General features: G+C 73.6%; 17 protein-coding genes. 13 read left to right on the forward strand and 4 right to left on the reverse strand.

Translation table 11 applies throughout. The annotated features are described in order from the left end of the window. The first annotated feature begins 154 nt into the window (after positions 1–154). The 6 genes from ACF1DX_RS30660 (at position 155) to ACF1DX_RS30685 (ending at position 6,096) form a co-directional block, all read left to right on the forward strand. Positions 155–874, forward strand: coding sequence for a flavodoxin family protein (locus ACF1DX_RS30660; RefSeq protein WP_391794391.1), 720 nt, complete (start codon positions 155–157; stop codon positions 872–874). Continuing rightward, positions 871–2,289: a phenylacetate--CoA ligase family protein gene (locus ACF1DX_RS30665; RefSeq protein ID WP_391794392.1), complete on the forward strand. Its 1,419-nt coding sequence runs from the start codon at positions 871–873 to the stop codon at positions 2,287–2,289. The genes ACF1DX_RS30660 and ACF1DX_RS30665 overlap by 4 nt, the downstream gene beginning before the upstream one ends. A 16-nt stretch (positions 2,290–2,305) precedes the next feature. After that, positions 2,306–3,811 carry an anthranilate synthase component I family protein gene (locus ACF1DX_RS30670; RefSeq protein ID WP_391794393.1) on the forward strand — a complete coding sequence of 502 codons (1,506 nt, stop codon included), beginning with the start codon at positions 2,306–2,308 and terminating at the stop codon, positions 3,809–3,811. 5 nt (positions 3,812–3,816) lie between these two features. Beyond that, positions 3,817–4,458, forward strand: a complete 642-nt coding sequence (locus ACF1DX_RS30675; RefSeq protein ID WP_391794532.1) for an anthranilate synthase component II — start codon at positions 3,817–3,819, stop codon at positions 4,456–4,458. A gap of 134 nt (positions 4,459–4,592) precedes the next feature. Beyond that, on the forward strand, positions 4,593–5,918 hold the full coding sequence (locus ACF1DX_RS30680) for a phenylacetate--CoA ligase family protein (RefSeq protein WP_391794394.1): 1,326 nt from the start codon (positions 4,593–4,595) through the stop codon (positions 5,916–5,918). After that, the gene (locus ACF1DX_RS30685; RefSeq protein ID WP_391794395.1) at positions 5,887–6,096 is read left to right on the forward strand and encodes a DUF6052 family protein; all 210 of its coding nucleotides are present in this window, start codon (positions 5,887–5,889) and stop codon (positions 6,094–6,096) included. The genes ACF1DX_RS30680 and ACF1DX_RS30685 overlap by 32 nt, the downstream gene beginning before the upstream one ends. 55 nt (positions 6,097–6,151) lie before the next feature. On the opposite strand, the gene ACF1DX_RS30690 is transcribed toward ACF1DX_RS30685, so the two are convergent. Further along, on the reverse strand, positions 6,152–7,555 hold the full coding sequence (locus ACF1DX_RS30690; protein ID WP_391794396.1) for an extracellular solute-binding protein: 1,404 nt from the start codon (positions 7,553–7,555) through the stop codon (positions 6,152–6,154). 34 nt (positions 7,556–7,589) lie between these two features. Further along, positions 7,590–8,765, reverse strand: a complete 1,176-nt coding sequence (locus tag ACF1DX_RS30695; protein WP_391794398.1) for an epoxide hydrolase family protein — start codon at positions 8,763–8,765, stop codon at positions 7,590–7,592. A 524-nt stretch (positions 8,766–9,289) separates the two neighbouring features. Between ACF1DX_RS30695 and ACF1DX_RS30700 the strand changes: the two genes are divergently transcribed. From ACF1DX_RS30700 to ACF1DX_RS30710, 3 genes are all read left to right on the forward strand, one after another. Beyond that, entirely contained in the window at positions 9,290–10,822 is a 1,533-nt protein-coding gene (locus tag ACF1DX_RS30700) for a methyltransferase domain-containing protein (protein WP_391794399.1), read from the forward strand. 88 nt (positions 10,823–10,910) lie between these two features. Then, positions 10,911–12,311: an FAD-binding protein gene (locus ACF1DX_RS30705; protein WP_391794400.1), complete on the forward strand. Its 1,401-nt coding sequence runs from the start codon at positions 10,911–10,913 to the stop codon at positions 12,309–12,311. A 601-nt stretch (positions 12,312–12,912) separates the two neighbouring features. Then, on the forward strand, positions 12,913–13,839 hold the full coding sequence (locus ACF1DX_RS30710; protein ID WP_391794401.1) for a GNAT family N-acetyltransferase: 927 nt from the start codon (positions 12,913–12,915) through the stop codon (positions 13,837–13,839). 14 nt (positions 13,840–13,853) lie between these two features. Here ACF1DX_RS30710 and ACF1DX_RS30715 read toward each other — a convergent pair whose 3' ends face one another. Further along, positions 13,854–15,179 (reverse strand): MFS transporter, encoded by a 1,326-nt coding sequence (locus ACF1DX_RS30715; protein WP_391794402.1) that lies wholly within the window; start codon positions 15,177–15,179, stop codon positions 13,854–13,856. 239 nt (positions 15,180–15,418) lie between these two features. Between ACF1DX_RS30715 and ACF1DX_RS30720 the strand changes: the two genes are divergently transcribed. Genes ACF1DX_RS30720 through ACF1DX_RS30730 form a run of 3 tightly spaced genes read left to right on the forward strand, consistent with a single transcriptional unit; the run spans position 15,419 to position 17,273 of the window. Next, positions 15,419–15,961, forward strand: a complete 543-nt coding sequence (locus ACF1DX_RS30720) for a carboxymuconolactone decarboxylase family protein (protein WP_391794403.1) — start codon at positions 15,419–15,421, stop codon at positions 15,959–15,961. Positions 15,962–15,999: 38 nt separating this feature from the next. Further along, a complete protein-coding gene (locus ACF1DX_RS30725) occupies positions 16,000–16,950 on the forward strand; it encodes an oxidoreductase (RefSeq protein WP_391794404.1) in 951 nt (316 codons plus the stop codon). Next, complete coding sequence (locus ACF1DX_RS30730) at positions 16,947–17,273, forward strand: hypothetical protein (RefSeq protein ID WP_391794405.1); 327 nt, start codon at positions 16,947–16,949, stop codon at positions 17,271–17,273. The genes ACF1DX_RS30725 and ACF1DX_RS30730 overlap by 4 nt, the downstream gene beginning before the upstream one ends. Positions 17,274–17,397: 124 nt before the next feature. Here ACF1DX_RS30730 and ACF1DX_RS30735 read toward each other — a convergent pair whose 3' ends face one another. Beyond that, positions 17,398–17,844 carry an enediyne antibiotic chromoprotein gene (locus ACF1DX_RS30735; protein ID WP_391794406.1) on the reverse strand — a complete coding sequence of 149 codons (447 nt, stop codon included), beginning with the start codon at positions 17,842–17,844 and terminating at the stop codon, positions 17,398–17,400. Positions 17,845–18,142: 298 nt separating this feature from the next. On the opposite strand from ACF1DX_RS30735, the gene ACF1DX_RS30740 reads away from it, so the two are divergent. After that, on the forward strand, positions 18,143–19,750 hold the full coding sequence (locus tag ACF1DX_RS30740; RefSeq protein WP_391794407.1) for an MFS transporter: 1,608 nt from the start codon (positions 18,143–18,145) through the stop codon (positions 19,748–19,750). The last annotated feature ends 119 nt before the right edge of the window (positions 19,751–19,869 follow it).

Genomic DNA, 19,869 nt, shown 5'->3' on the forward strand with positions numbered 1-19,869 from the left:
CCTCACGCCCGCAGACGTGACGATTCAGGTAAGTCGGCAGGCCCCACGACGACTTGGTGAAGCCGAGCATCCCGCCCTCCGCGCCCTGCTCTCCGGCGGCCCACCGCCGACTGCGCCGGAACCGCCGAATCCTCGCATGCGAAGGAGTCATCCCGTGACAGCACCACTCAGGATCCTGGCGATCAACGGATCGGAGCGTGACGGCAACACCGCCGACGTCCTGCGGTACGCCGCCGGGGTCGCGGCGCGGCGCGGGGTCGAGTTCGAGACGGTCGATCTGCGCTCCGTCCGCATGGACCGCTGCGGCCCGTGCGGCGACTGCAACACCCGTACGGTCCCCTGCGCGGTGGAGGACGGCGTCGCCGACGTGGTGGCCAGGATGATCGAGGCGGACGGCATCGTCTTCGCCGCGCCGGTCCACGGCTTCGGCACCGCCAGCCTCATGCAGACCTTCATCGAGCGGGCCGGCGTCGGCCATCTGCGCTTCGACCGGCCGCTGACCAACAAGGTCGCCGGAGTCGTCTCCGTCGCCCGCCGCTACAGCGCCGGCGAGGTGTGGGCGCAGCTCACCGTCAACGCCCTGCTCAACCGGATGATCGTGGTGGGCAGCGGATTCCCGGCCACCGTGCACGCCCTGCACCGCGGCGACGCGCTGAAGGACGACGAGGGACTGACCAACGTCTCCCGGCTCGTGGACCGGATGATCGACATGATGGAGCTGCTGGCCGAGCACCGCAGGCTCACCGGGCAGGACGGCCCGATCCACACCGGCGAGGCCAACGAACGCGTGGGACTCGCCCTGAACGCCGCCGAGTTCGAGGAAACCCCCGAGCCCACCCCCGAGCCCGCCCTCTCCGCGCAGGCCCGGCCGTGACCGCCGACGGCACCGCCGGCACCGACGCCTTCCTCGCCGCCCACCGCCGGATCAGCGACTCCTTCCACGACGGCACCCTCACCGAGCGGGCGCTGGCCGACTGGCACGCCGAGCGGCTGACCGCCGTACTGCGGCACGTCACCGCACGCTCCCCGTTCTACCGCCGCCACCTGGCCGGCGTGGACATCGAGGCCGTCACCCCCGCCACGCTCACCACGCTGCCCTTCACCACCAAGGACGACCTGCGCCGCGAGATGTACGACGTCCTGTCCGGGCCGCTCGCCGACGCGCGGATCTACTACGAGACCAACGGCACCACCGGGGCCGCCACCCCCTGCCCGCGCGGCGCCCGCGACATCGCCGCCTCCAACACCGCCGTGGAGCAGTCCTGGCGCCACCTGCTGCGCACCCGCTTCGGCGACCGCAAACCCGTCGTCGGCCTCATGGGGCCGTCCGAGCTGTACGCGTTCGGCGACGTGTTCACCGACGTGGCCGCCACCCTCGACCTCTGCCACGTCAAGATCTGGCCCGAGTCGCCGCGCGTCGGCTTCAGGAAGGCGCTGCGCCTCATCGAGGAACTCGGCGTCGAGGTCGTCGTGTGCGCGCCCGCGCTGTGCCTGAGCCTGGCCAAGGCCGCCCTGCACCACGGCTACGACCCGGCCGCGCTGCCGGTGAGGCTGTTCCTCGTCCTCGGCGAGATCTGCACCCCGCAGTTCGCGGCGAACGTCTCCACGGTCTGGCCGCAGGCCGTCGTACGGCCCGCCCTGTACGGCTCGCAGGAGGCCCTGTGCATCGCCTCCGGCGCCGACAGCGGCTCCCTGCACCTGTCCTCGCCCAACTACCTGGCCGAACTGGTGGACCCGGACACCGGCGCCCCGCTCGGTCCGTACGGCACCGGCGAACTGGTGCTGACCATGCTGGTCGACGGCATCAAGCCGCTGATCCGCTACCGCACCGGGGACCTGGTCCGGCTCACCCCCGCCCCGCCCGGCTCCGCCCTGCCCGGCCCGGTCGTCGAGGTCGTCGGACGCGCCGGCGACCGCATCCCGCTCGGCGACGGCCTGCTGTGGCCGGCCGAACTGGAGGCGGCGGTGCTCACCGACGTCCGCGGCTGCCTGGGCTACCAGGTCGTCGTCGACAGCGCACCGGACGGCGGCGACCGGGTCACCGTCCGCATGGACCTCCTCCCCGGCGCCGCACGGCCCGACCGGGTCGCCGCGGCCGTCACCGCCCGGCTGCGCGAACGCACCGGCGCGCACAGCACCGTCGTGGTCGACACCGACATCGACCCCGTGACCCACACCGGTTCGTTCGTCAGCTGGAAGGCGGCCCGGGTCCTGGACCGCCGTACCGGGCCCGACGGCGCGGCGCGCACCGCCCGACAGGTCGCGCACCGCTACGCGATCACCACCTGACCCCCGAGGACCTGTCATGACCGACCAGCACCCGGCGGCGCCCGCCCCGGTCCGCGTGACGACACATGCGCGGGCCCTGCCCCAGCCGGCGATGCTCCCCGCCTACCGTGCCCTCGCCGAACGCTTCGGGCCCGACCAGGTGTACCTCCTGGAGTCCGCCGCCGGCCCGCTGCGCGACCGCCGCTACCAGTTCGCCGGCTTCGGCACCCTGCTGTCGCTGTCCGTCACCGACGGGACGGTGCGCGTCGCGGGCCGCCCCGGCCTCGTACGGCTGCTGCTGGAACGCGCCCGGCCGCTGCTCGCACCCGACGGGACCGACACGGCCGGCGGCGCGGGGCACGCCACCGCGCGGCTGCGCTCCTTCAAGGACCTGTGGGCGCTGCTGCGCACCGCCCAGCGGATGTTCGACGCCGAGGGCTCGGCCACCCGCTTCCGCTTCGGCTTCCTCGCCTACTTCGGCTACGACGCCGTCCGCTACGTCGAGGACCTCCCGCACCTCATCGAGGAGCGCCCCGACCTGCCCGACGTCCACCTCGTCCTGCACCAGGGCTGCGTCGTCGCCGACCTGGAGGGCGGCGGGGCCGAGCTGCTGCTGCACGAGTCCGCGCACTGGGAACCCCTCGACCAGGACGGCGTCCTCGGCCTGCTCGCGCGGGCCGAACAGACCCATCCCGAGCCGGCCGCCGACACCTTCCCCGCATCCGTCGTCACCGACGACAGCGGGCCCGACCTGTTCGCCGCCGACGTCGAACGCTGCCTGAAGCACATCGCGGCCGGCGACGTCTACCAGGTGCAGATCGGGCACGAGCTGACCATCCGCTCCCCGGCCCGCCCGGCCGACGTCTACCAGCGGCTGCGCCGGCGCAACGCCTCGCCGTACATGTACCTCGCGAGCCTGGCGGGCCAGTGCGTCATCGGCGCGAGCCCCGAACTGTTCGTGCGGATCGAGGACGGCACCGTCACCATGCGGCCCATCGCCGGCACGCTGCCGCGCACCGGGGACGACGAGGCCGGCGCCCGGCGGCTGTCCTCCGATCCCAAGGAGATCGCCGAGCACACCATGCTCGTCGACCTGTGCCGCAACGACATCGGCCGGATCTGCCGCGCCGACACCCTCCAGGTGCCCGACCGGCTCACCGTCGAACGCTACTCGCACGTGCTGCACCTGGTGTCCACCGTGCTGGGGCAGGCCGAACCGGACAAGGACGCCTTCGACACGATCGCCGCCCTCTTCCCCGCCGGCACCATGACCGGCACCCCCCGGATCCGGGCCATGGAGATCATCGAATCCGTCGAGCGCAGCCGCCGCGGCCTGTACGCGGGCGCCCTCGGCGTCCTCGACGTCGGCGGCTACACCAACCTCGCCCTGTGCATCCGCACCCTGTTCCACCGCGACGGCGTGTACCGCACCCGCGCCTCCGCGGGCATCGTCGCCGACTCCGAGCCCCGCGCCGAATGGCGCGAGACGCTGGCCAAGATGAGCGCCGCACACTGGGCGGTCACCGGAAAGGAACTGCTGTGACCCGGATGTTCACCGTCCGGCCCGCCTCCGGTCCGCCCCCGCGGATCCTGGTGGTCGACGCGTTCGACAGCTTCGTCGACATCCTGCGCCAGTACCTGATGTCGGCGGGCGCCGTCCCCCTCATGGTCCGCTCCAACGCGCTCACCCCGGCCGACGTGCCCGCCATGGGCCTTGACGGCATCCTCCTCGGCCCCGGCCCCGGGCACCCGGACGCGTCGGGCCACGTGGAACTCGTACGGGCCTTCGCCGGGCGTCTGCCGCTGCTCGGGGTGTGCCTGGGACACCAGGCCATCGGACGCGCCCACGGTGCGGGCGTGGTGCCCGCCGAGCACCTCGTGCACGGCAAGACCAGCCGGATCCGCCACGACGGACGCGGCCTGTTCACCGGCCTGCCCGACCCGTTCGAGGCGACCCGCTACCACTCCCTCGTCGTGCCCGAGGAGACCGTCCCGGACTGCCTGGAGGTCACCGCCCGCTCGGCGGACGACGGCTATGTGATGGGACTGCGCCACCGCACCCTGCCCGTGGAGTCGGTCCAGTTCCATCCCGAGAGCTTCCGCACCGAACACGGCATGGACATCATCACCAACTACCTGCGCACCGTACGCGAGTTCAGCACCCGGGCGGCCACCGTCACGGCCGCCTGAGACGACCGGCCCTCACCGGATCATCACGCCGTGACAACCGCCGCTCGGCGTGAGCCCACGGACCGCACGCGCAAAGATGCGCCGCCGGGCCGGCGGACGTCAGGATTCCCGGTGTCACCAGCCGCCGGGCGTACATGGGGGAGACACACGTGGACTACTGGAACAGCACAGCGGAGACCATGCCGCGCGAACGGCTGGAGGCCTGGCGGTGGCAGCGCCTCGAACGCGCCCTCGACCACGCCCGGCGTTCCTCACCGTTCTGGAACGCCCGCATACCCGAGGGCATCACCTCGCTCGCCGACTACACCGCCCGGATGCCGCTGCTGTACAAGGCGGACCTGCTCGCCGCCGAGGAACAGGCACCGCCGTACGGCACCTGGCCCTCGCTCGACCCGTCGCTGGGCGTGCGCCACCACCAGACGAGCGGCACCAGCGGCAACCCGCCGGTGCGCACCTTCGACACCGAGCGGGACTGGGTGTGGTGCGTGGACACCTTCTGCACCGCCCTGTACGCCAACGGGGTGCGCCCGCACCACAAGGGCATGGTGTGCTTCGGCTACGGCCTGCTCGCCGGCTTCTGGGGCATGCACTACGCGCTGGAACGCATGGGCTGCACCGTCTTCCCCTCCGGCGGACTCGACTCCCGCACCCGCGTCCGCCTGCTGGTGGACCAGCGGATCGAGGTCCTCGGCCTGACCCCCAGCTACGCCATGCGGCTGATCGAGACGGCCCGCGAGATGGGCGTCGACCTCGCCCGCGAGGCGAACGTACGGATCATCCTCGCCGGGGCCGAGCCGCGTTCCGACTTCACCACCCGCACCATCGAGGAGGCCTTCGGCGCCCGCGTCTTCAACGCGGCCGGCACCACCGAGTTCGGCGGCGTCTTCATGTTCGAGTGTCCCGCGCGGCGCAACGCCTGCCACATCAACGAACAGTCCTGCTACGACGAGGTGCTCCACCCCGAGACGAAACAGCCCGTCGGCTACGGCGAGGAGGGCGTCCGCGTCACCACGGGACTCTCCCGCGAGGGCGTCCAGCTCTTCCGCCACTGGACCGAGGACATCGTCGTCAGGCGCCCGCACACCGAGTGCGGCTGCGGCCGCACCTGGGACTTCTACGACGGCGGCATCCTGCGGCGCGTCGACGACATGCGCAAGATCCGCGGGGTGTCCGTCACCCCGGTCATGATCGAGGACGTCGTCCGCTCCTTCGACGAGGTCAACGAGTTCCAGTCGTCCCTCCGCACCGTACGCGGGCTCGACACCGTCCACGTCAGGGTCGACGCGGGCGAGCTCGCCGGCCCGGTCGCCGACGCGCTGTGCGGCCGTATCGCGGAGGAGTTCAAGCGCGAGATCGGCATCCGACCCGTGGTGGAGCTCGCCCCCGCCGGCAGCCTGCCCCGATCACAATGGAAGGCGGCACGACTCCATGACGAACGCGTCCTCACCTCTCACGGCTGAGCAGGAGCTCCACCTCATCGAGAGCTACCGCACCCTGACCCACCTCGCGGACACCGTCCAGGTGCCCGCGGTCCTCGCCTCGGTACGGACCTGCCTGGCCGAACTGCGCCTGGCCCTCGACGGCCAGGCCGTCGACTTCGACTACTACCGCGAGCCCGCCCGCACTCTGGTGGCCTGACGTCACACGGAAGGGGCGCCCCCACCCGGGGGCGCCCCTTCGAGCGTGTCCGGTGTCAGCCGTTGCTGCCGCGCACCGCGTTCTCCAGCTGCGCGCCCGTGTAGGCCTCGGCGCCGGTGAAGTACTCCACCCGCAGGCTCTCGGGGCTGCGCACGCCGTTGTCGACGCGGTCGCGCTCGTAGGCGTCGAGCAGTTCCTGCGCCTCCGCGGTCGCCTCGGCGAACCGGGACGCCGGGTCCGCGCCCCGCAGCAGTACGTCGCCCATCGCGCGGGTCATCACGTCCTGCGCGCCGGCGAAGTCACCGAACAGCGCGCCCCGGCACGGCGGCACGCCCTCGCCCTCGGGGTAGCTGCCGAGCTGGGCGCTGGCCAGCCGGTGGAAGGGGTTCGCCTCGAACCAGCCCTCGTCCTCCAGCAGCCGGTACGAGGAGCGGGTCACCGGCACGAAGCTGCTCGCGATGTGGCGGTCGGCCGCGTTGCGCGGGTTGTTCAGGAACTGCATGAACGCCAGGGCGCCGTCCTGCGTCACCTCGTCGAGACCGGCGGTCAGCCACAGCGAGGTGCCGGCGATGATGTTCCCGCCGTACGGCTCGCCCGCCCGGCCGGGGAAGCGGCCGACCGTCATCTCGAAGCCGGCGTGCTCGGCCGCCTGGGCCATGTAGTTGAGGTCGTTGGACGAGGTGATGCGCAGCGCCACGTCCTGGTCGGCGAAGGCCTTGAGGTTGCCCTCCCAGTCCGGGATCTTGCCGGTGTACAGGTAGTGGCCCTCCTGGTGCAGCCGCTGCCAGTACTCGACGAAGGTGAGCATCTCCTTGGACGACAGGTCCAGGCGGGAGGCCCGGCCCGAGCGGCCGTTGTCGTGGTCGGCCAGGTGCCCGCCCTGGACGGCGAGCGCCTGCTGGAAGAACAGGCCGTGGTTGGCCCAGGTCACCGCGTGGCGCGGACCGTCCGGGAGCGCCGCGACCGCCTCGCAGGCCGCCTCCAGCTCCTCCCAGGTGGTGGGCAGACGCTCGACGCCGGCGGCGCGCAGCAGGTCCTGGTTGCCGTAGATCAGCATCGCCGTCACCACGGCGGGCATCGAGACCAGGTCGCCGTCGCGGGAGTAGTGCTCGCGCACGGCCGGCAGCAGGTCGTCGACGACGACCGGCTCGCCGAGGATCTCGGTACGGCCGGCGATCGCCTGCTGCACCGAGGTGAACAGCGGCTTGCCGTCACGCCCGCGCATGTCGTACGCGGCCTGGGTGACGGCGAAGTAGAACTCGCCGATCGCCGGCGGGCGGCCCGCGTCGGCCGCCTCGGCGATCTCCTTCGACAGGTTGCGGAAGTCCCGGCCCTCGATGTTGATCCGGTACTCGGGGTGGGCCTTCTCGAACTCGGCGCCCAGCCGGTGCAACCGGTCCATGTAGCCGGGGAAGGTCAGGTCGCCCAGCCAGACGTCGATCACGGTCGGGGTGGTCATGTACGGCCTCTTCTCTGTCTGAACGGGTGTCGGCTCAGGCGGCGGTGGCGGTGGCGGACGTGAGGGAGCGGGCGAAGGCGCGGATGTCGCCGGTCAGGGCGGCCGGCTGTTCCATCGCGGCGAAGTGCCCGCCGTGTTCGAACTCGGTCCAGTGCGTGAGGTGGGGCAGGTCGCGCTCGGCGAGGCTCCGGACGGGCACGAAGATGTCGTCGGGGAAGACGGCGACGCCCACCGGCACCGTCAGCGGCGGCGGGACCGCGCCGGAGGCGGCGGCCCGTACCCCCTCGGCGCCCTCGAAGTAGAACTGGGCCGACGAACCGGCCGTGGCCGTCAGCCAGTAGATCGACACGACGGTCAGCAGCAGGTCGCGGTCGACCGCCTCCTCGGGCCGCTGCTCGGCCGAGGTCCAGTCCAGGAACCTCTCCACGATCCAGGCGAGCTGGCCCACCGGCGAGTCGGTCAGCGCGTAGGCCAGCGTCTGCGGGCGGGTCTGCTGGACCTTCATGTAGCCCGACAGTTCCGCGTCGAAGCGGGCCAGCTTGCCCAGGCGGGCCTGGTCGGCCGGGCCGAGCCCGGCGAGCTCGGCCGGATCGCCCGAGGGGAAGGTCATCAGCATGTTCACGTGAACGCCGATGACGTGCTCGGGGTCGATCCGTCCGAGCTCCAGGGAGATCACCGCGCCGGCGTCACCGCCCTGCGCCAGGTACCGGTCGTACCCCAGACGCTCCATCAGCGTGGCCCAGGCGCGGGCGATACGGCCCGTGTCCCAGCCCTTCTCCGGCAGCGGACGGGAGAACCCGTAGCCCGGGATCGACGGGATGACCAGGTGGAACGCCTGCGCCGGGTCACCGCCGTGGGACCTCGGGTCGGACAGCGGGCCGATCACGTCGAGGAACTCGGCGACGGAACCCGGCCAGCCGTGCGTGAGCAGCAGCGGCGTCGCGTCCGGCTCGGGCGAGGTGATGTGCAGGAAGTGCACGGGGGCGCCGTCGATCTCGGTGACGAACTGCGGGTGCGCGTTCAGGCGCGCCTCGGCCGCACGCCAGTCGAACGACGTGCGCCAGTACTCGGCGAGCTCCTTCAGATAACCGAGCGGCACCCCGCGGCTCCAGCCGACACCGGGCAGTTCGTCGGGCCAGCGGGTCGCCTCCAGCCGTCGGTGCAGGTCGTCGAGCTGGTCCTGCGGGATGTCGATACGGAAGGGATGCATGAAGCGCTCCGAGGAGAGTCGGTCCGCGCGTGAAGGCCGCGGCTCACTGAAGGAGGTCACAGGGCTCGCCCGGCGGGACGGATCCCGAAACACGTGCGTCCAGCCGTATCGTGCGCCGCCGCGGAACGGCCCCGCATCTTGTCGATTGCTCCGTGGTCCCCGGCGTTCCGCGGTCGCTGTCGGCGCGTCCCGTCACAGGGCGGCGCGTCCCGTCACAGGGCGCTGATGGGAGCGAATCTCCAGGCGGCAACGCCACTTGTGGCTGTTCTGCCTGGAGATTCGCTCTCCGTCGCTCTCCATCGCTCTCCGTCGCGGCGTGCCCTGGCTGTCCCTCGGGGGTGCGCCGACAGCGTCCGCCGACGGTCCCGCGACCCTCGCAAGGAGGGCAGCCCAGAAGATGCGACGGCGCGTGCGGCACTGGCAGCATCCCCACGACCGGCCCCTTTCGTCGCAGGTCAGCGCGCCGGTCACGCAGGGAGCCGGGTGATGCCGGTGACGCCGCACCGATGCAGGAAGGACGCCCCGTGAACGCAGCCACCGCCCACGCCACCGACGCCCTGATCGACGCCTTCGTGAACGCCGCGCCGGAACAGGCGGAGCACCACTACCGCACGCTGGTCGAGGCGGTGTGGGACGACGGCGAACCCACCGCGTCGGCCCTCGACGCCGTACCCGCCCTGGCCGCCGCGCTCGAGCGGGCCGGCGACGGGCGCCGCGGGCACCTGGCGATCCTGCTCGGTCTGCTCGCCGAGTCCGAACACCCCACCGTCGCCGGGCCGGTGGCCCGCGCGGTCCGCGTCCACCTGGACACGTACCTGGAGCTGCTGCGCACCGAGGGCATCGGCACCCCGCTGACCCTCGCCCTGCTCTACCTGCTGTCGCACTTCCCGGCCGACCGGGACGAGATCCTCGCGGCCGTATCCGGCCTGGAACTGGACCCCGCCGACCTCTCCCGCCTCGACCGCGCCCTGAGCGAACTCGACCCCGGCCGGCCCGGACTGGGCCGGGTGTGGCCCTCCCCGTCCGTGTGGACCCTCAACGAGGACGAGGTCGCCTTCGACCAGAGCTGGGTGAAGGCCCTGAGCCCGCAGCAGCTCCTGGCCGCCTGGGACAACGACACCCGCACGGTCCTCGGCTGCACCGGGGCCCGTGCCTACTGGGCGGTGTGCCACGGCGACCCGGCCGACGCCCCGGCCGCCGCCGTCCCCGACCGGGCCCGTGCCACCGCCCCCGCCGCCGGACCCGAACTGATCGCCGCGCACACCGCCGCGCTGCGCTGCCCCGCCTGCCACAAGGAACTCGAGCCGGGCGACGGGCGCTTCACCTGCACCGGCTGCGCCGCGGACTATCCGGCCGCGGGCGGCATCCTCGACCTGACCGCCCCCGTCGGCGAGGAGGCGGGCGTGGACGACTTCCTGGAGAAGCTGTCCCAGGTGCCCAGCATGGGCCTGTTCTACGAGGCCGTGGCCCGCCCCTCGTTCCTCCGGGTCGCCGGCTCCAACTGGGGCGGCGCCGTCACCCCCGACGACGAGGACCGCTACATCGCCGAGCACGTGATCCCCGTCGACGGCCCCGTCGTCGACCTCGCCGCCGGGGCCGGCCGGTGGACCACCGTGGTCGCCGAGGCCGTCGGCGCCGACCGCCTCGTCGCGGTCGACAGCTCGCTGCCCATGCTCAACGTGCTGCGCGGCCGGCTGCCCGACGTGCCCGCCGTGCTGGCCGGCGCCGCCGACCTGCCCTTCGCCGACGCCTCCGTCGGCGCGGTCGTGTGCTGGAACGCCCTGCAGGCCTTCTACGACGAGGCGCCGGCCGCCATCGCCGAGGCCGGCCGGATCCTGCGGCCCGGCGGCACCTTCACCGCGATGACGTTCCGCCGTTCCGAGGACCCCGTCTACCGCTACTTCCAGTCGGCCCACCGCTTCCCGCAGCACGAGGGCGGACTGCGGCTGTTCGATCCGCGGGACCTCAGGCGCTGGCTGACCGAGGCGGGCCTGACGGTCCGCGAGGAGAGCGGGCCGGGCACCTTCGTGTTCCTCACCGCGGTCAAAGAGGCCTGACGGCCCGGCCGGCCGCCGCCGCAGAAGCCGATACGGAAGCTCGATACGGAAGTCCGATACGGAAGCCCGCTACGGAAGGAATCCGTCCATGTCCCTCTCCGACGTCCGGGAGGCGGCCCTCGCCCGGCCCGGAAGCCCGGAGTACGAGCGGGCCACCGCCGCGTTCAACCTCGCCGCACCGCCCCGTCCGGCCGCCGCCGTCACCGCGCGCACCCCCGCTCAGGTACGGGCCGCCGTGCGCGCCGCGGTCCGGGCCGCCCTGCCGGTGCGCGTGCACAGCACCGGGCACGCCTCCGGCGCCGTACGGCCCGCCGACGGCGCCCTGCTCATCCGCACCGCACTCGCGGGCGGCGTCGAGATCGACCCCGTCCGCCGCACCGCCCGCGTCCCGGCCGGCACCACCTGGGGCGAGGTCGTCCGCGCGGCGGCCCCCTACGGGCTCGCCGCCGCGCACGGCTCGGCCGAGGGCGTCGGCGTCGTCGGCTACCTGCTCGGCGGCGGCGTCAGCTTCTACGGCCGTAGTACAGGACTCGCCGTCAACACCGTCCGCGCCGTCGAACTGGTCACCGCCGACGGGGAGTCGGTGCGCGCCGACGCCGGGAACGACCCCGAGCTGTTCTGGGCGCTGCGCGGCGGAGGAGGCGGGTTCGGCGTCGTCACCGGCGTCGAGATCGGCCTCTTCCCCGTCGCGCGGGTCGTCACCGGCGCCTGCTACTGGTCCGCCGCGCACGCCCGGCCGCTGCTCGACCGGTGGCGCGCCTGGTCACGCCACGCGCCGCGCGAGGCCACCACGTCCCTGCGCATCATGAACCTGCCCCCGGTCCCCGGCGTCCCGCCGCAGCTCGCCGCCGGCCCGGTGCTCTGCGTCGACGGCGCCGTCCTCGCACGCCGTGCGGAGGACACCGCGACGGCCCGCGAGACGGCGGCGGGGCTCCTCGGCCCGCTGCGCGACATCGCCGAGCCGCTGCTGGACACCTGGGCGCCGACCGGACCCGCCGGGGTGCTGGACGCCCACATGGACCCCGCCGAACCGGTCCCCTTCATCGGCGACCACCTGCTGCTGCGCGAGCTGGACGACGCCGGCGCCGAAGCCTTCCTGGGCGCCGTCGGCGAAGGGTCGGGCTCACCGCTGGCCGTGGCCACACTGCGCCAGCTCGGCGGGGCGTTCGCCGAGGCCCACCCGGAGGGCGGCGCGCTGTCCGGGGTGGACGCGGCCTACGCGTACATGGGGTCCGGCCCGCCCTTCGGACCGGTCACCGTCCAGGCCCTGCACGACCACTGCGCCACCGTGCGGGAGGCGCTCGCACCCTGGGACACGGGGAGCACCGTGCCGTCCCTGGTCGAGGGGTACGGGCGTCCGCAGCTCCACCTCGACCAGGACCGCGCGGCCGCCGCCGGCCGGGTGCGGGCCCGCGTCGACCCGCACGGTGTGTTCGCCGGGGACGTCGCCCCCGGCGCGGCCGGTCCGGTCCGGCGTGAACCGCGGTAGGCGGGTGGGCGGCCCGGCGCCCGCGAGGGTGTCCGAGCACGTCGTTTCTTCTCCGGGCGGGCGTCCCCGCCACGGTGGACATGGTGTCCCCGAACGGCTTCCGTCCGGCAGACGGGGACAATTCCCGCACGTCACGAAGGCAGAGAGCAATCTGGAAGAAGATCCGGAACGACTTCGCCAAGTAGCATCCGACTACGCCGAAGGGTGTTGGCCGGAGCGAAGGGCGGTGAGGTGCCATGGCGTTCGACGGACGCCGTGCCGGCGCCCCGCGCCACATCCCGGCTGCCTCCGCGGCTGCCCCCGGGCGGCCCCGCGCCGCGCGGTGTCCGCACCTCCGCCCCGGCTCCTTACCCGGCCGAGCGCCCGACACGGTCCGGCTCTCCACCGGATCGCTGCCCGCCCGCACCGGACGACGCAGACGCTGACGACCCCGTACGGCCCACGGTGTGTCCGGCGACCCCGTTTCCGCCGGCTCCGCGACCGGGAAGGGGCGCCCGCGCGCACCCGGCCCTCCCGTCCGCGCCGCCCACCCGCTGCCGACCGCCCCGGGCGATGACTCGCCGACCCACGACCGATCCCCCAGGAAGGGGCACGAATTTCCATGACCGTGCCGGGAGAATTCGTCCTCAGACGCTCCGCGGACGTCTCCGTGGACACGCTGGTGCGACTGGTCAGGGCGTACGAGGAAGGCAGTACGGGCACGGCCGCGTGCACCCACGAGGACATCCGGCTGACGCTCTCGCACCCCCACTACGCGGACAACAGCTGGTGCCTGACCGGACCCGGCGACGAACTGCTGGCCTGGGCGTCACTGGCCCTCGGCGGCGGCACCGCCGCCGAGGCGGCCCTCACGGTCCCGCCCGGCCCGCGCAGCGCCCCGGCGGCCCGCTTCCTGATCCTGCACCTGCTGGACCGCACGGACGCGCTCGGACTGGCCGGAGGCACCCCGCTGGGCCTGGACGTCGGCGGGATCCTCGAAGGCGACCCGGTGCTGCCCCGCGTCCTGGAGGAGACCGGCTTCGTACGCGCCGCCGCGCTCACCCAGTACGACGTCGACCTGTCGCACGGGGCGCCGCCGGCGGCCCTGCCCCCGGCCGGGCACATCCGGGCGGCCGTGCCGGACCAGGACACCGAGGTGCTGCACGGCCTGCACCTGCGCAGCCGTTCCCGGGTCCCCAAGACGTACGACCCCGCCCTCTTCCGGGCCCGGATCCGGCGGCTGGGCGAGTTCTCCGGGTTCGCGCTGCTCCTGGAGGTGGGCGGCCACCCCGCCGGTCACGTCCTGGCGTACGCGGCGAGCGACCGGGGCCGCGTCCTGGAGGCCGCCGTCGCCCCCGCCCTGCGCGGGATCGGCGTGGGTCTCGCCCTGGTGGCGGCGGCCCTCACGGAACTGCGCCGACGCGGGTGCGCACAGGCCCTCGTCGCCGTCGACACGGCCCAGCTCCTCGACCCCGACGCCCTGCGCCGGGACCTCGGCGTCCGCGGTGAACGGGCGGTGACGTACTTCCACCGCGAACCCGAACTCTGATCCGCTCTCCTCCCTCACTTGGTGAGCGTGAGCCCGGCCCGGTCCAGCGCGGGGCGGGCGGCGCCCGGGCGGCGGGAGAGCGCCGCCGCCGGCAGCGACAGCAGGACGGCCGCCATCACCGCGGCGATGAACCAGCCGGAGGCGTCCCGCTCGGCGGCGAACGTGGCCGACACCGGCATGACGGCACCGAGCACCGCACTGGTCACGGCGTTGGGCAGCCCGATGCCCAGGGCGCGCACCTGCGGCGGGAAGATCTCCGTCAGGAGCTTGGGCAGCACCGTGGTCGCGCACGTCAGGTAGACCACGCCGGAGCCGTAGGCGAGCAGCAGGCTGGTGAAGGTGCCCCGCATGGTCAGATACGACCAGGAGCCCGCCACCGCGAACACCACGCTCGCCGCGGCGAGGAAGCGGGCGGCCCCGATCCGGTCCGCGAGCAGACCGAGCGGGACGTTGACCACCATGAGGAACGCGGTGGCGGTCACGGCGACCCACATCATCGTGCCGGGCTCGGCCATCCGCCCGCCCAGCGCGGGGACGACCGCGGTCCAGGTACCGCCGACGGTGCCCGTACCGGCCACGAACAGGACGGCGAGCAGGACCTGGCGCCGGTGGGCGCCCAGGACCCGGCGCACCGAGCCGCGGCCCGTCCGGCTGCTCACCTCGCGGCGGAACACGTCGGTCTCGGCCAGCCGGGTGCGCAGCACCAGCAGCACCAGGCCGAGGACGCCGCCGACCAGGAACGGCACCCGCCACCCCCACGCCGCCATGGCCTCGGAACCGATCGTGGCGGTCAGCGCGCCGCCCAGCAGGGAGGCGGTGAACGCGCCGGCGCAGGTGGTCAGCGAGAACAGGCTGCCGTACGCGCACTTGCGCCGCTCCGGCGCGACCTCCATCAGATAGGTGGCCGCGGCCGGCCACTCGCCGCCGTGCGAGATGCCCTGGGCGGTCCGCGCCAGGAGCAGCACGAGCGGCGCGAGCAGTCCGATCCGCTCGTACGTCGGGGTGACCCCGATGAGGAACGAGCCGCCCGCCATGAGGGAGATGGCCAGCATCAGCGCCGGCCGCCGACCGCGCCGGTCGGCGAACCGGCCCAGCAGCAGACCGCCGAGCGGCCGCATCAGGACACCGGCACCGAGGACCGCGAACACCCCCAGTACGGAGGTCAGGGCGTTGTCGGAGGGGAAGAACCGGGCGGCGAACAGCGGCGCGAACAGCCCGTACGCCAGCCAGTCGAAGGACTCGATGAAATTGCCGACGACCGTCGCGGCGACCGAGCGCCGGTGGGCCTTCCCGTGCGCGGGCACGGACGCGGGCATGGACGCGGACACGGATGCGGGCATGGGGCTCCGTAAGTCGTTGGGCGGCCCCGAAGGGCAGGGGCGGCCGGCCGCCCCTGCCCGGGGCGGCCGGCCGGTGCCCATCGTGGAAAGCGGCACGGGTTCCGGCCAACTCCGAGCGTGCGCACCTTCGACGGCCGCCCGTCGTGGGTACCGGGGCTGCGCATCCTCGGAGTTGGCCGCCCTCCCGGCCGCTGACGACGATGGCACCGACCGAGCCCGCCCCAGTGAAGGGTGCTCCGATGGCGCACATCGCGATCGACAACGACCTGCCCGGCATCAGCGGCCTGATGGCCCAGCGCCCCGACACCGGCGCCCCGCTGAACCGGCTCGCGGAGACGCTGCTGCGCAGCGGCGACTCGCCCCTGACCCGCGGCGAACGCGAGCTGATCGCCGCCTACGTCTCGCACCTCAACAGCACGCCGTTCTGCGCCCGTTCCCACAGCGCGTTCGCCGCCGCCCAGTTGGAGGGCGGTGCCGACGTGGTGGGGGCGGTCCTCGCCGACCCGGAGGGCGCCCCGGTCTCCGCACTGCTGAAGAGCCTGCTGCGGGTCGCCGCCGAGGTGCGGGCCCACGCCCGTCCCGTCTCCGACGAGGCGGTCCGCGCCGCCCGCGCCGAGGGCGCCACCGACGCCCACCTGCACGACACGGTGCTGATCGCGGCGGCCTTCTGCATGTACAACCGCTACGTCAGCGGCCTGGCCACCGACGCGCCCTCCGACCCGGCCTACTACGACGTCACGGCGGACTTCATCGTCCGGCACGGCTACGGAGCCGCGGCCTGACCTTCCACGGCGCACGCCGCCACCCGAGGAGGACTCCCATGCACTGGTCCCCGGCCGGCGTCCCCGGCCAGTACGGCAGAACGGCACTGGTCACCGGCGGCAGCGGCGGCCTCGGACTCGAGGTGGCCCGGGCACTCGCCGAACGCGGTGCGCACGTCGTCCTGGCCTGCCGCAGCACCGCACGCGGCCGGGCCGCCGCGGCCCTCATCGGAGGGAGCACCGAGGTCGTCCGTCTCGACCTCGCCTCCCTGGACTCGGTACGCCGGGCCGCGGACGAGGTACGGCGCCGGCACCGGCGGCTCGACCTGCTGGTGAACAACGCGGGGGTGATGTTCCCCTCCCGCCCGCGCACCGAGGACGGCTTCGAGCCTCACTTCGGCGTCAACCACCTCGGTCACTTCGCCCTGACCGGACTGCTGCTGGACCTGATGCGCCCGGTTCCCGGCTCCCGCGTGGTGACGGTGGCCAGCCTCGCCCACCGGGCCGGCCGGGGCGCCGTGGACGGACCGGGGGCCCGTGACGGCGCCGGCCACCGCTCGCTGAGCGCCTACGGCCGGTCGAAGCTGGCGAATCTGATGTTCGCCCGGGAGCTGCAGCGGCGGCTGGCCGGCAGCGGAGCCGAGACCCTCTCCGTCGCCGCGCATCCTGGTCTGTCGACGACCGCCCTGTGGGAGGGGGAGGCGCCCGCGTGGCTGCGCCCGGTGAGCGGCATCGCGCTGCGGCTGCTGGCACAGCCGCCCGAGCGGGCGATGCTGCCGGTGCTGCGCGCCGCCACCGACCCCCATGTGCCGGGAGGGGCCTATCTGGGCCCCGGTGAACGGTTCGAGAGCCGGGGCGCGCCGGCTCCCGCGTCCTCCAGCCGCGCGTCACGTGACGCCTCGGCGCGGCTCCGTCTGTGGGAACTGTCGGAGGCGCTGACCGGCGTCCGCTACGGCCTCGCGCCGGTGCGCACCACGGCCGGCGGCTCCCCGACGACGGCCGGACGATGAGCACCCCGGCCGGCGCCCGCCTCGACGACGGCCCCGACGGGCCCTTCCGGCGGGCCGCCGCCTGGGCCTGGGCCTGGCGCGACTTCGACATCGGGCTGCCGGACGCCGAAGACCTGCCGGGGACCGAGAGTCCGCCGAAGGCGTCTGCCGCCCCGCGGCCCGCTTCCCCGGGCACACCCGCGTCTCCCACCCCCACCCCCGTACCTCCTGCCGCAGCCGCGTCCGCGCCCGCGCTGGAGGTCCGGCCCTGCCCCGTACGGCGTCGGCCCCGGCCCGCCCGGCGCCGGCACGGCCACCGTCTCGGTACCGACCCGCGGAGTTGAAGCGGCTCTCCGCCCCCGCCACCGCGGCCCAGAGGGGGAGGGCCGTGGCGGAGCGGGGACGGAGAGCGGGCCGACGTCAGTGAGCTGACCGCGCCTCAGAAGGCGACCGGTCCGGGTACCGGTGTCAGGAGAAGGAGATCAGCTGGCCACCGCCCTCCCCCTTGTCGCTGCCCAGGCCCACCTGGCAGGCGGTGACCTTGCAGTCCACGGTGCCCCACGGGGTGGTGGCGGAGCCGACCACGGCCTGGAAGGACCGGTTCACGGTGATCTTCGTGTTGACGTTGCCCGAGGAGTCGGCGGTGACGTCCAGGGCGGTGGCCTTGTTGCAGCCGTACTGCCCGCCGTCGACGAAGGCGCACTGGCCCACGTGATAGACGGTCCCCGGCGTCAGCCCCGAGGCGTTGAGCGTGACCGTGGTGCCGTCGCTGAGGCCCGTGGCCGGCGTCACCGAGACGACGGGGGCCGCGGCCGCGGCCGACGCGCCGGGGACGACCGCGGCACCCAGGCCGAGGGCGAGGGCGGCGGTGGCGCCGACACGGGTGACGAGGCCGAGCTTGTTCTTGACGGTCATGTCCTTGACTCCCTGCGGATCGTGGCGAGCCGGGCGTTCCGGCTGCTGTGTCCATGAAGTTACGGGCCCTGCTTCCGCCTGGGCATCTTCCAAGTTGCTTCATGCAACTCGCGGATTCCGCATCCGGATTCAGCACGCAGAGAGATGCGGGCGCGGCAGGCCCCGGAGGACGGTGACGGGTGGGCCCGAGGGCACGCGGCACACGCGGTACGCGCGGTACGCGCGGCACCCGGGCGCCACCACACCCACACCCACACCCACACGCGCACGACCCATGACGAGGGGAAGTAACAGGCACATGACTGCAGGCGGTGCTCCCAAAGCCGGGCGGAAGGAGTGGATCGGGCTGGGCATCCTCGCTCTGCCGACCCTCCTCGTGGCCCTCGACGTCTTCGTACTGCTCCTGGCGCTGCCGCACCTGAGCGCGGATCTCGGCGCCGACTCCAACCAGCAGCTGTGGATCATGGACATCTACGGCTTCATGGTCGCCGGTTTCCTGGTCACCATGGGCACCCTCGGTGACCGCATCGGCCGCCGCAAGCTGCTGCTGATCGGCTCGGCCGCGTTCGGTGCCGCGTCCCTGATGGCGGCCTTCGCCACCAGTCCGGGCATGCTCATCGCCGCACGCGTGCTCCTGGGCATCGCCGGCGCCAGCCTGACGCCGTCCACCCTGGCCCTCATCACCACCATGTTCCAGGACGCCAAACAGCGCACGGTCGCCATCAGCCTGTGGGCGAGCTGCTTCACCATCGGCGCGATCGTCGGCCCGCTGCTCGGCGGCGTGATGCTGGAGTACTTCTGGTGGGGTTCGCTGTTCCTGATCGGCGTCCCGGTGATGGTGCTCACCCTGATCGTCGGCCCGCGTGTCCTGCCCGAGTTCAAGAACCCCGAGGCCGGCCGCCTGGACCCGGCGAGCGTCCTGCTGAGCCTGGGCGGCACCGTCCCGGTCATCTACGGCATCAAGGAACTCGCCCGCGACGGCATCGAGGCCCTGCCCGTCGCCGTGCTGGTCGCCGGGCTCGTCATCGGCGTGCTGTTCGTCCAGCGCCAGCGCCGGCTGAGCAGCCCGCTCCTCGACGTCACCCTGTTCGCCCACGGCCGGTTCACCGCCGCGCTGCTCAGCCTGCTCGCCTACAGCCTCATCGGCGGTACGGTCATGCTCTTCATGACCCAGTACTTCCAGGCCGCCCAGGGCATGTCCCCGTTCGAGGCGGGACTGGGCATGCTGCCCGGCATGGCCGCGGCCACCGTCTCCTTCGCGGTGTGCCCGATCATCGCCCGCAAGGTCCGTCCCGCGTACGTCATCGGCGCGGGCATCGCGGGCGTGACCGCCGTCCTGCTCACCTTCACCCAGCTCGACGCCGGTTCCGGCACGGCCGTGCTGATCGCCGGGTTCGCCGTGTTCTCCTTCTGCGGCGCTCCGATCGTGGCGCTGGGCACGAACATGGTCGTGGGCACCGTCCCCGTGGAGAAGGCCGGTTCGGCCGGGGCCCTGTCCCAGATGAGCAACGAGTTCGGAGCCGCCCTCGGTGTGGCGACCCTGGGCACCGCGGGCCTGGCCGTCTACCGGAGCGAGATCGCCGACACCGTCCCGGCGGGTGTGCCCGAGGGCGCCGCCGACGCCGCCCGCGACAGCGTCGCCGGTGCCGCGGCCGCCACCGACGGGTTGTCCGGACCGCTCGCCGAGACGCTGATGGAGCCCGTGCGCGTGGCCTTCACCAGTGGCCTGCACACGGTGGCCGGGGTCAGCGCGGCCCTCATCGCCGTCGCCGGCGCCTTCTTCGTCGTCCTGATGCGGCACATCCCGCCGGTCGGCCAGGAGGAGGCCCCGCCGGAGCCCGAAGCCGGGACCGAGACCGAGACCGAGACCGCGGAGGAGCCGGCGCCGAAGCCGGCGGCGGTCTGAACCTCCCCGGCGCTGAAACACCGGCCCCGCCCATGCGCCGGCCCCGCCCCGGACTGTCCGGAGCGGGGCCGGCGCCGTTCACCGGGCCCGGGAGGACCGGTCGGCCGGCTCTGCCGAGG

Source organism: Streptomyces sp. NPDC014676, from assembly GCF_043084105.1.
In the GTDB taxonomy this organism is placed as follows: domain Bacteria; phylum Actinomycetota; class Actinomycetes; order Streptomycetales; family Streptomycetaceae; genus Streptomyces.

Coding starts and splice junctions, on each gene's coding strand:
- ACF1DX_RS30685 (WP_391794395.1), top strand. CDS start 5,887: ATGACGAACGCGTCCTCACCTCTCACGGCTGAGCAGGAGCTCCACCTC.
- ACF1DX_RS30720 (WP_391794403.1), top strand. CDS start 15,419: ATGGCGCACATCGCGATCGACAACGACCTGCCCGGCATCAGCGGCCTG.
- ACF1DX_RS30690 (WP_391794396.1), bottom strand. CDS start 7,555: ATGACCACCCCGACCGTGATCGACGTCTGGCTGGGCGACCTGACCTTC.
- ACF1DX_RS30715 (WP_391794402.1), bottom strand. CDS start 15,179: ATGCCCGCATCCGTGTCCGCGTCCATGCCCGCGTCCGTGCCCGCGCAC.
- ACF1DX_RS30675 (WP_391794532.1), top strand. CDS start 3,817: ATGTTCACCGTCCGGCCCGCCTCCGGTCCGCCCCCGCGGATCCTGGTG.
- ACF1DX_RS30710 (WP_391794401.1), top strand. CDS start 12,913: ATGACCGTGCCGGGAGAATTCGTCCTCAGACGCTCCGCGGACGTCTCC.
- ACF1DX_RS30740 (WP_391794407.1), top strand. CDS start 18,143: ATGACTGCAGGCGGTGCTCCCAAAGCCGGGCGGAAGGAGTGGATCGGG.
- ACF1DX_RS30680 (WP_391794394.1), top strand. CDS start 4,593: ATGGGGGAGACACACGTGGACTACTGGAACAGCACAGCGGAGACCATG.
- ACF1DX_RS30705 (WP_391794400.1), top strand. CDS start 10,911: ATGTCCCTCTCCGACGTCCGGGAGGCGGCCCTCGCCCGGCCCGGAAGC.
- ACF1DX_RS30695 (WP_391794398.1), bottom strand. CDS start 8,765: ATGCATCCCTTCCGTATCGACATCCCGCAGGACCAGCTCGACGACCTG.
- ACF1DX_RS30670 (WP_391794393.1), top strand. CDS start 2,306: ATGACCGACCAGCACCCGGCGGCGCCCGCCCCGGTCCGCGTGACGACA.
- ACF1DX_RS30730 (WP_391794405.1), top strand. CDS start 16,947: ATGAGCACCCCGGCCGGCGCCCGCCTCGACGACGGCCCCGACGGGCCC.
- ACF1DX_RS30735 (WP_391794406.1), bottom strand. CDS start 17,844: ATGACCGTCAAGAACAAGCTCGGCCTCGTCACCCGTGTCGGCGCCACC.
- ACF1DX_RS30725 (WP_391794404.1), top strand. CDS start 16,000: ATGCACTGGTCCCCGGCCGGCGTCCCCGGCCAGTACGGCAGAACGGCA.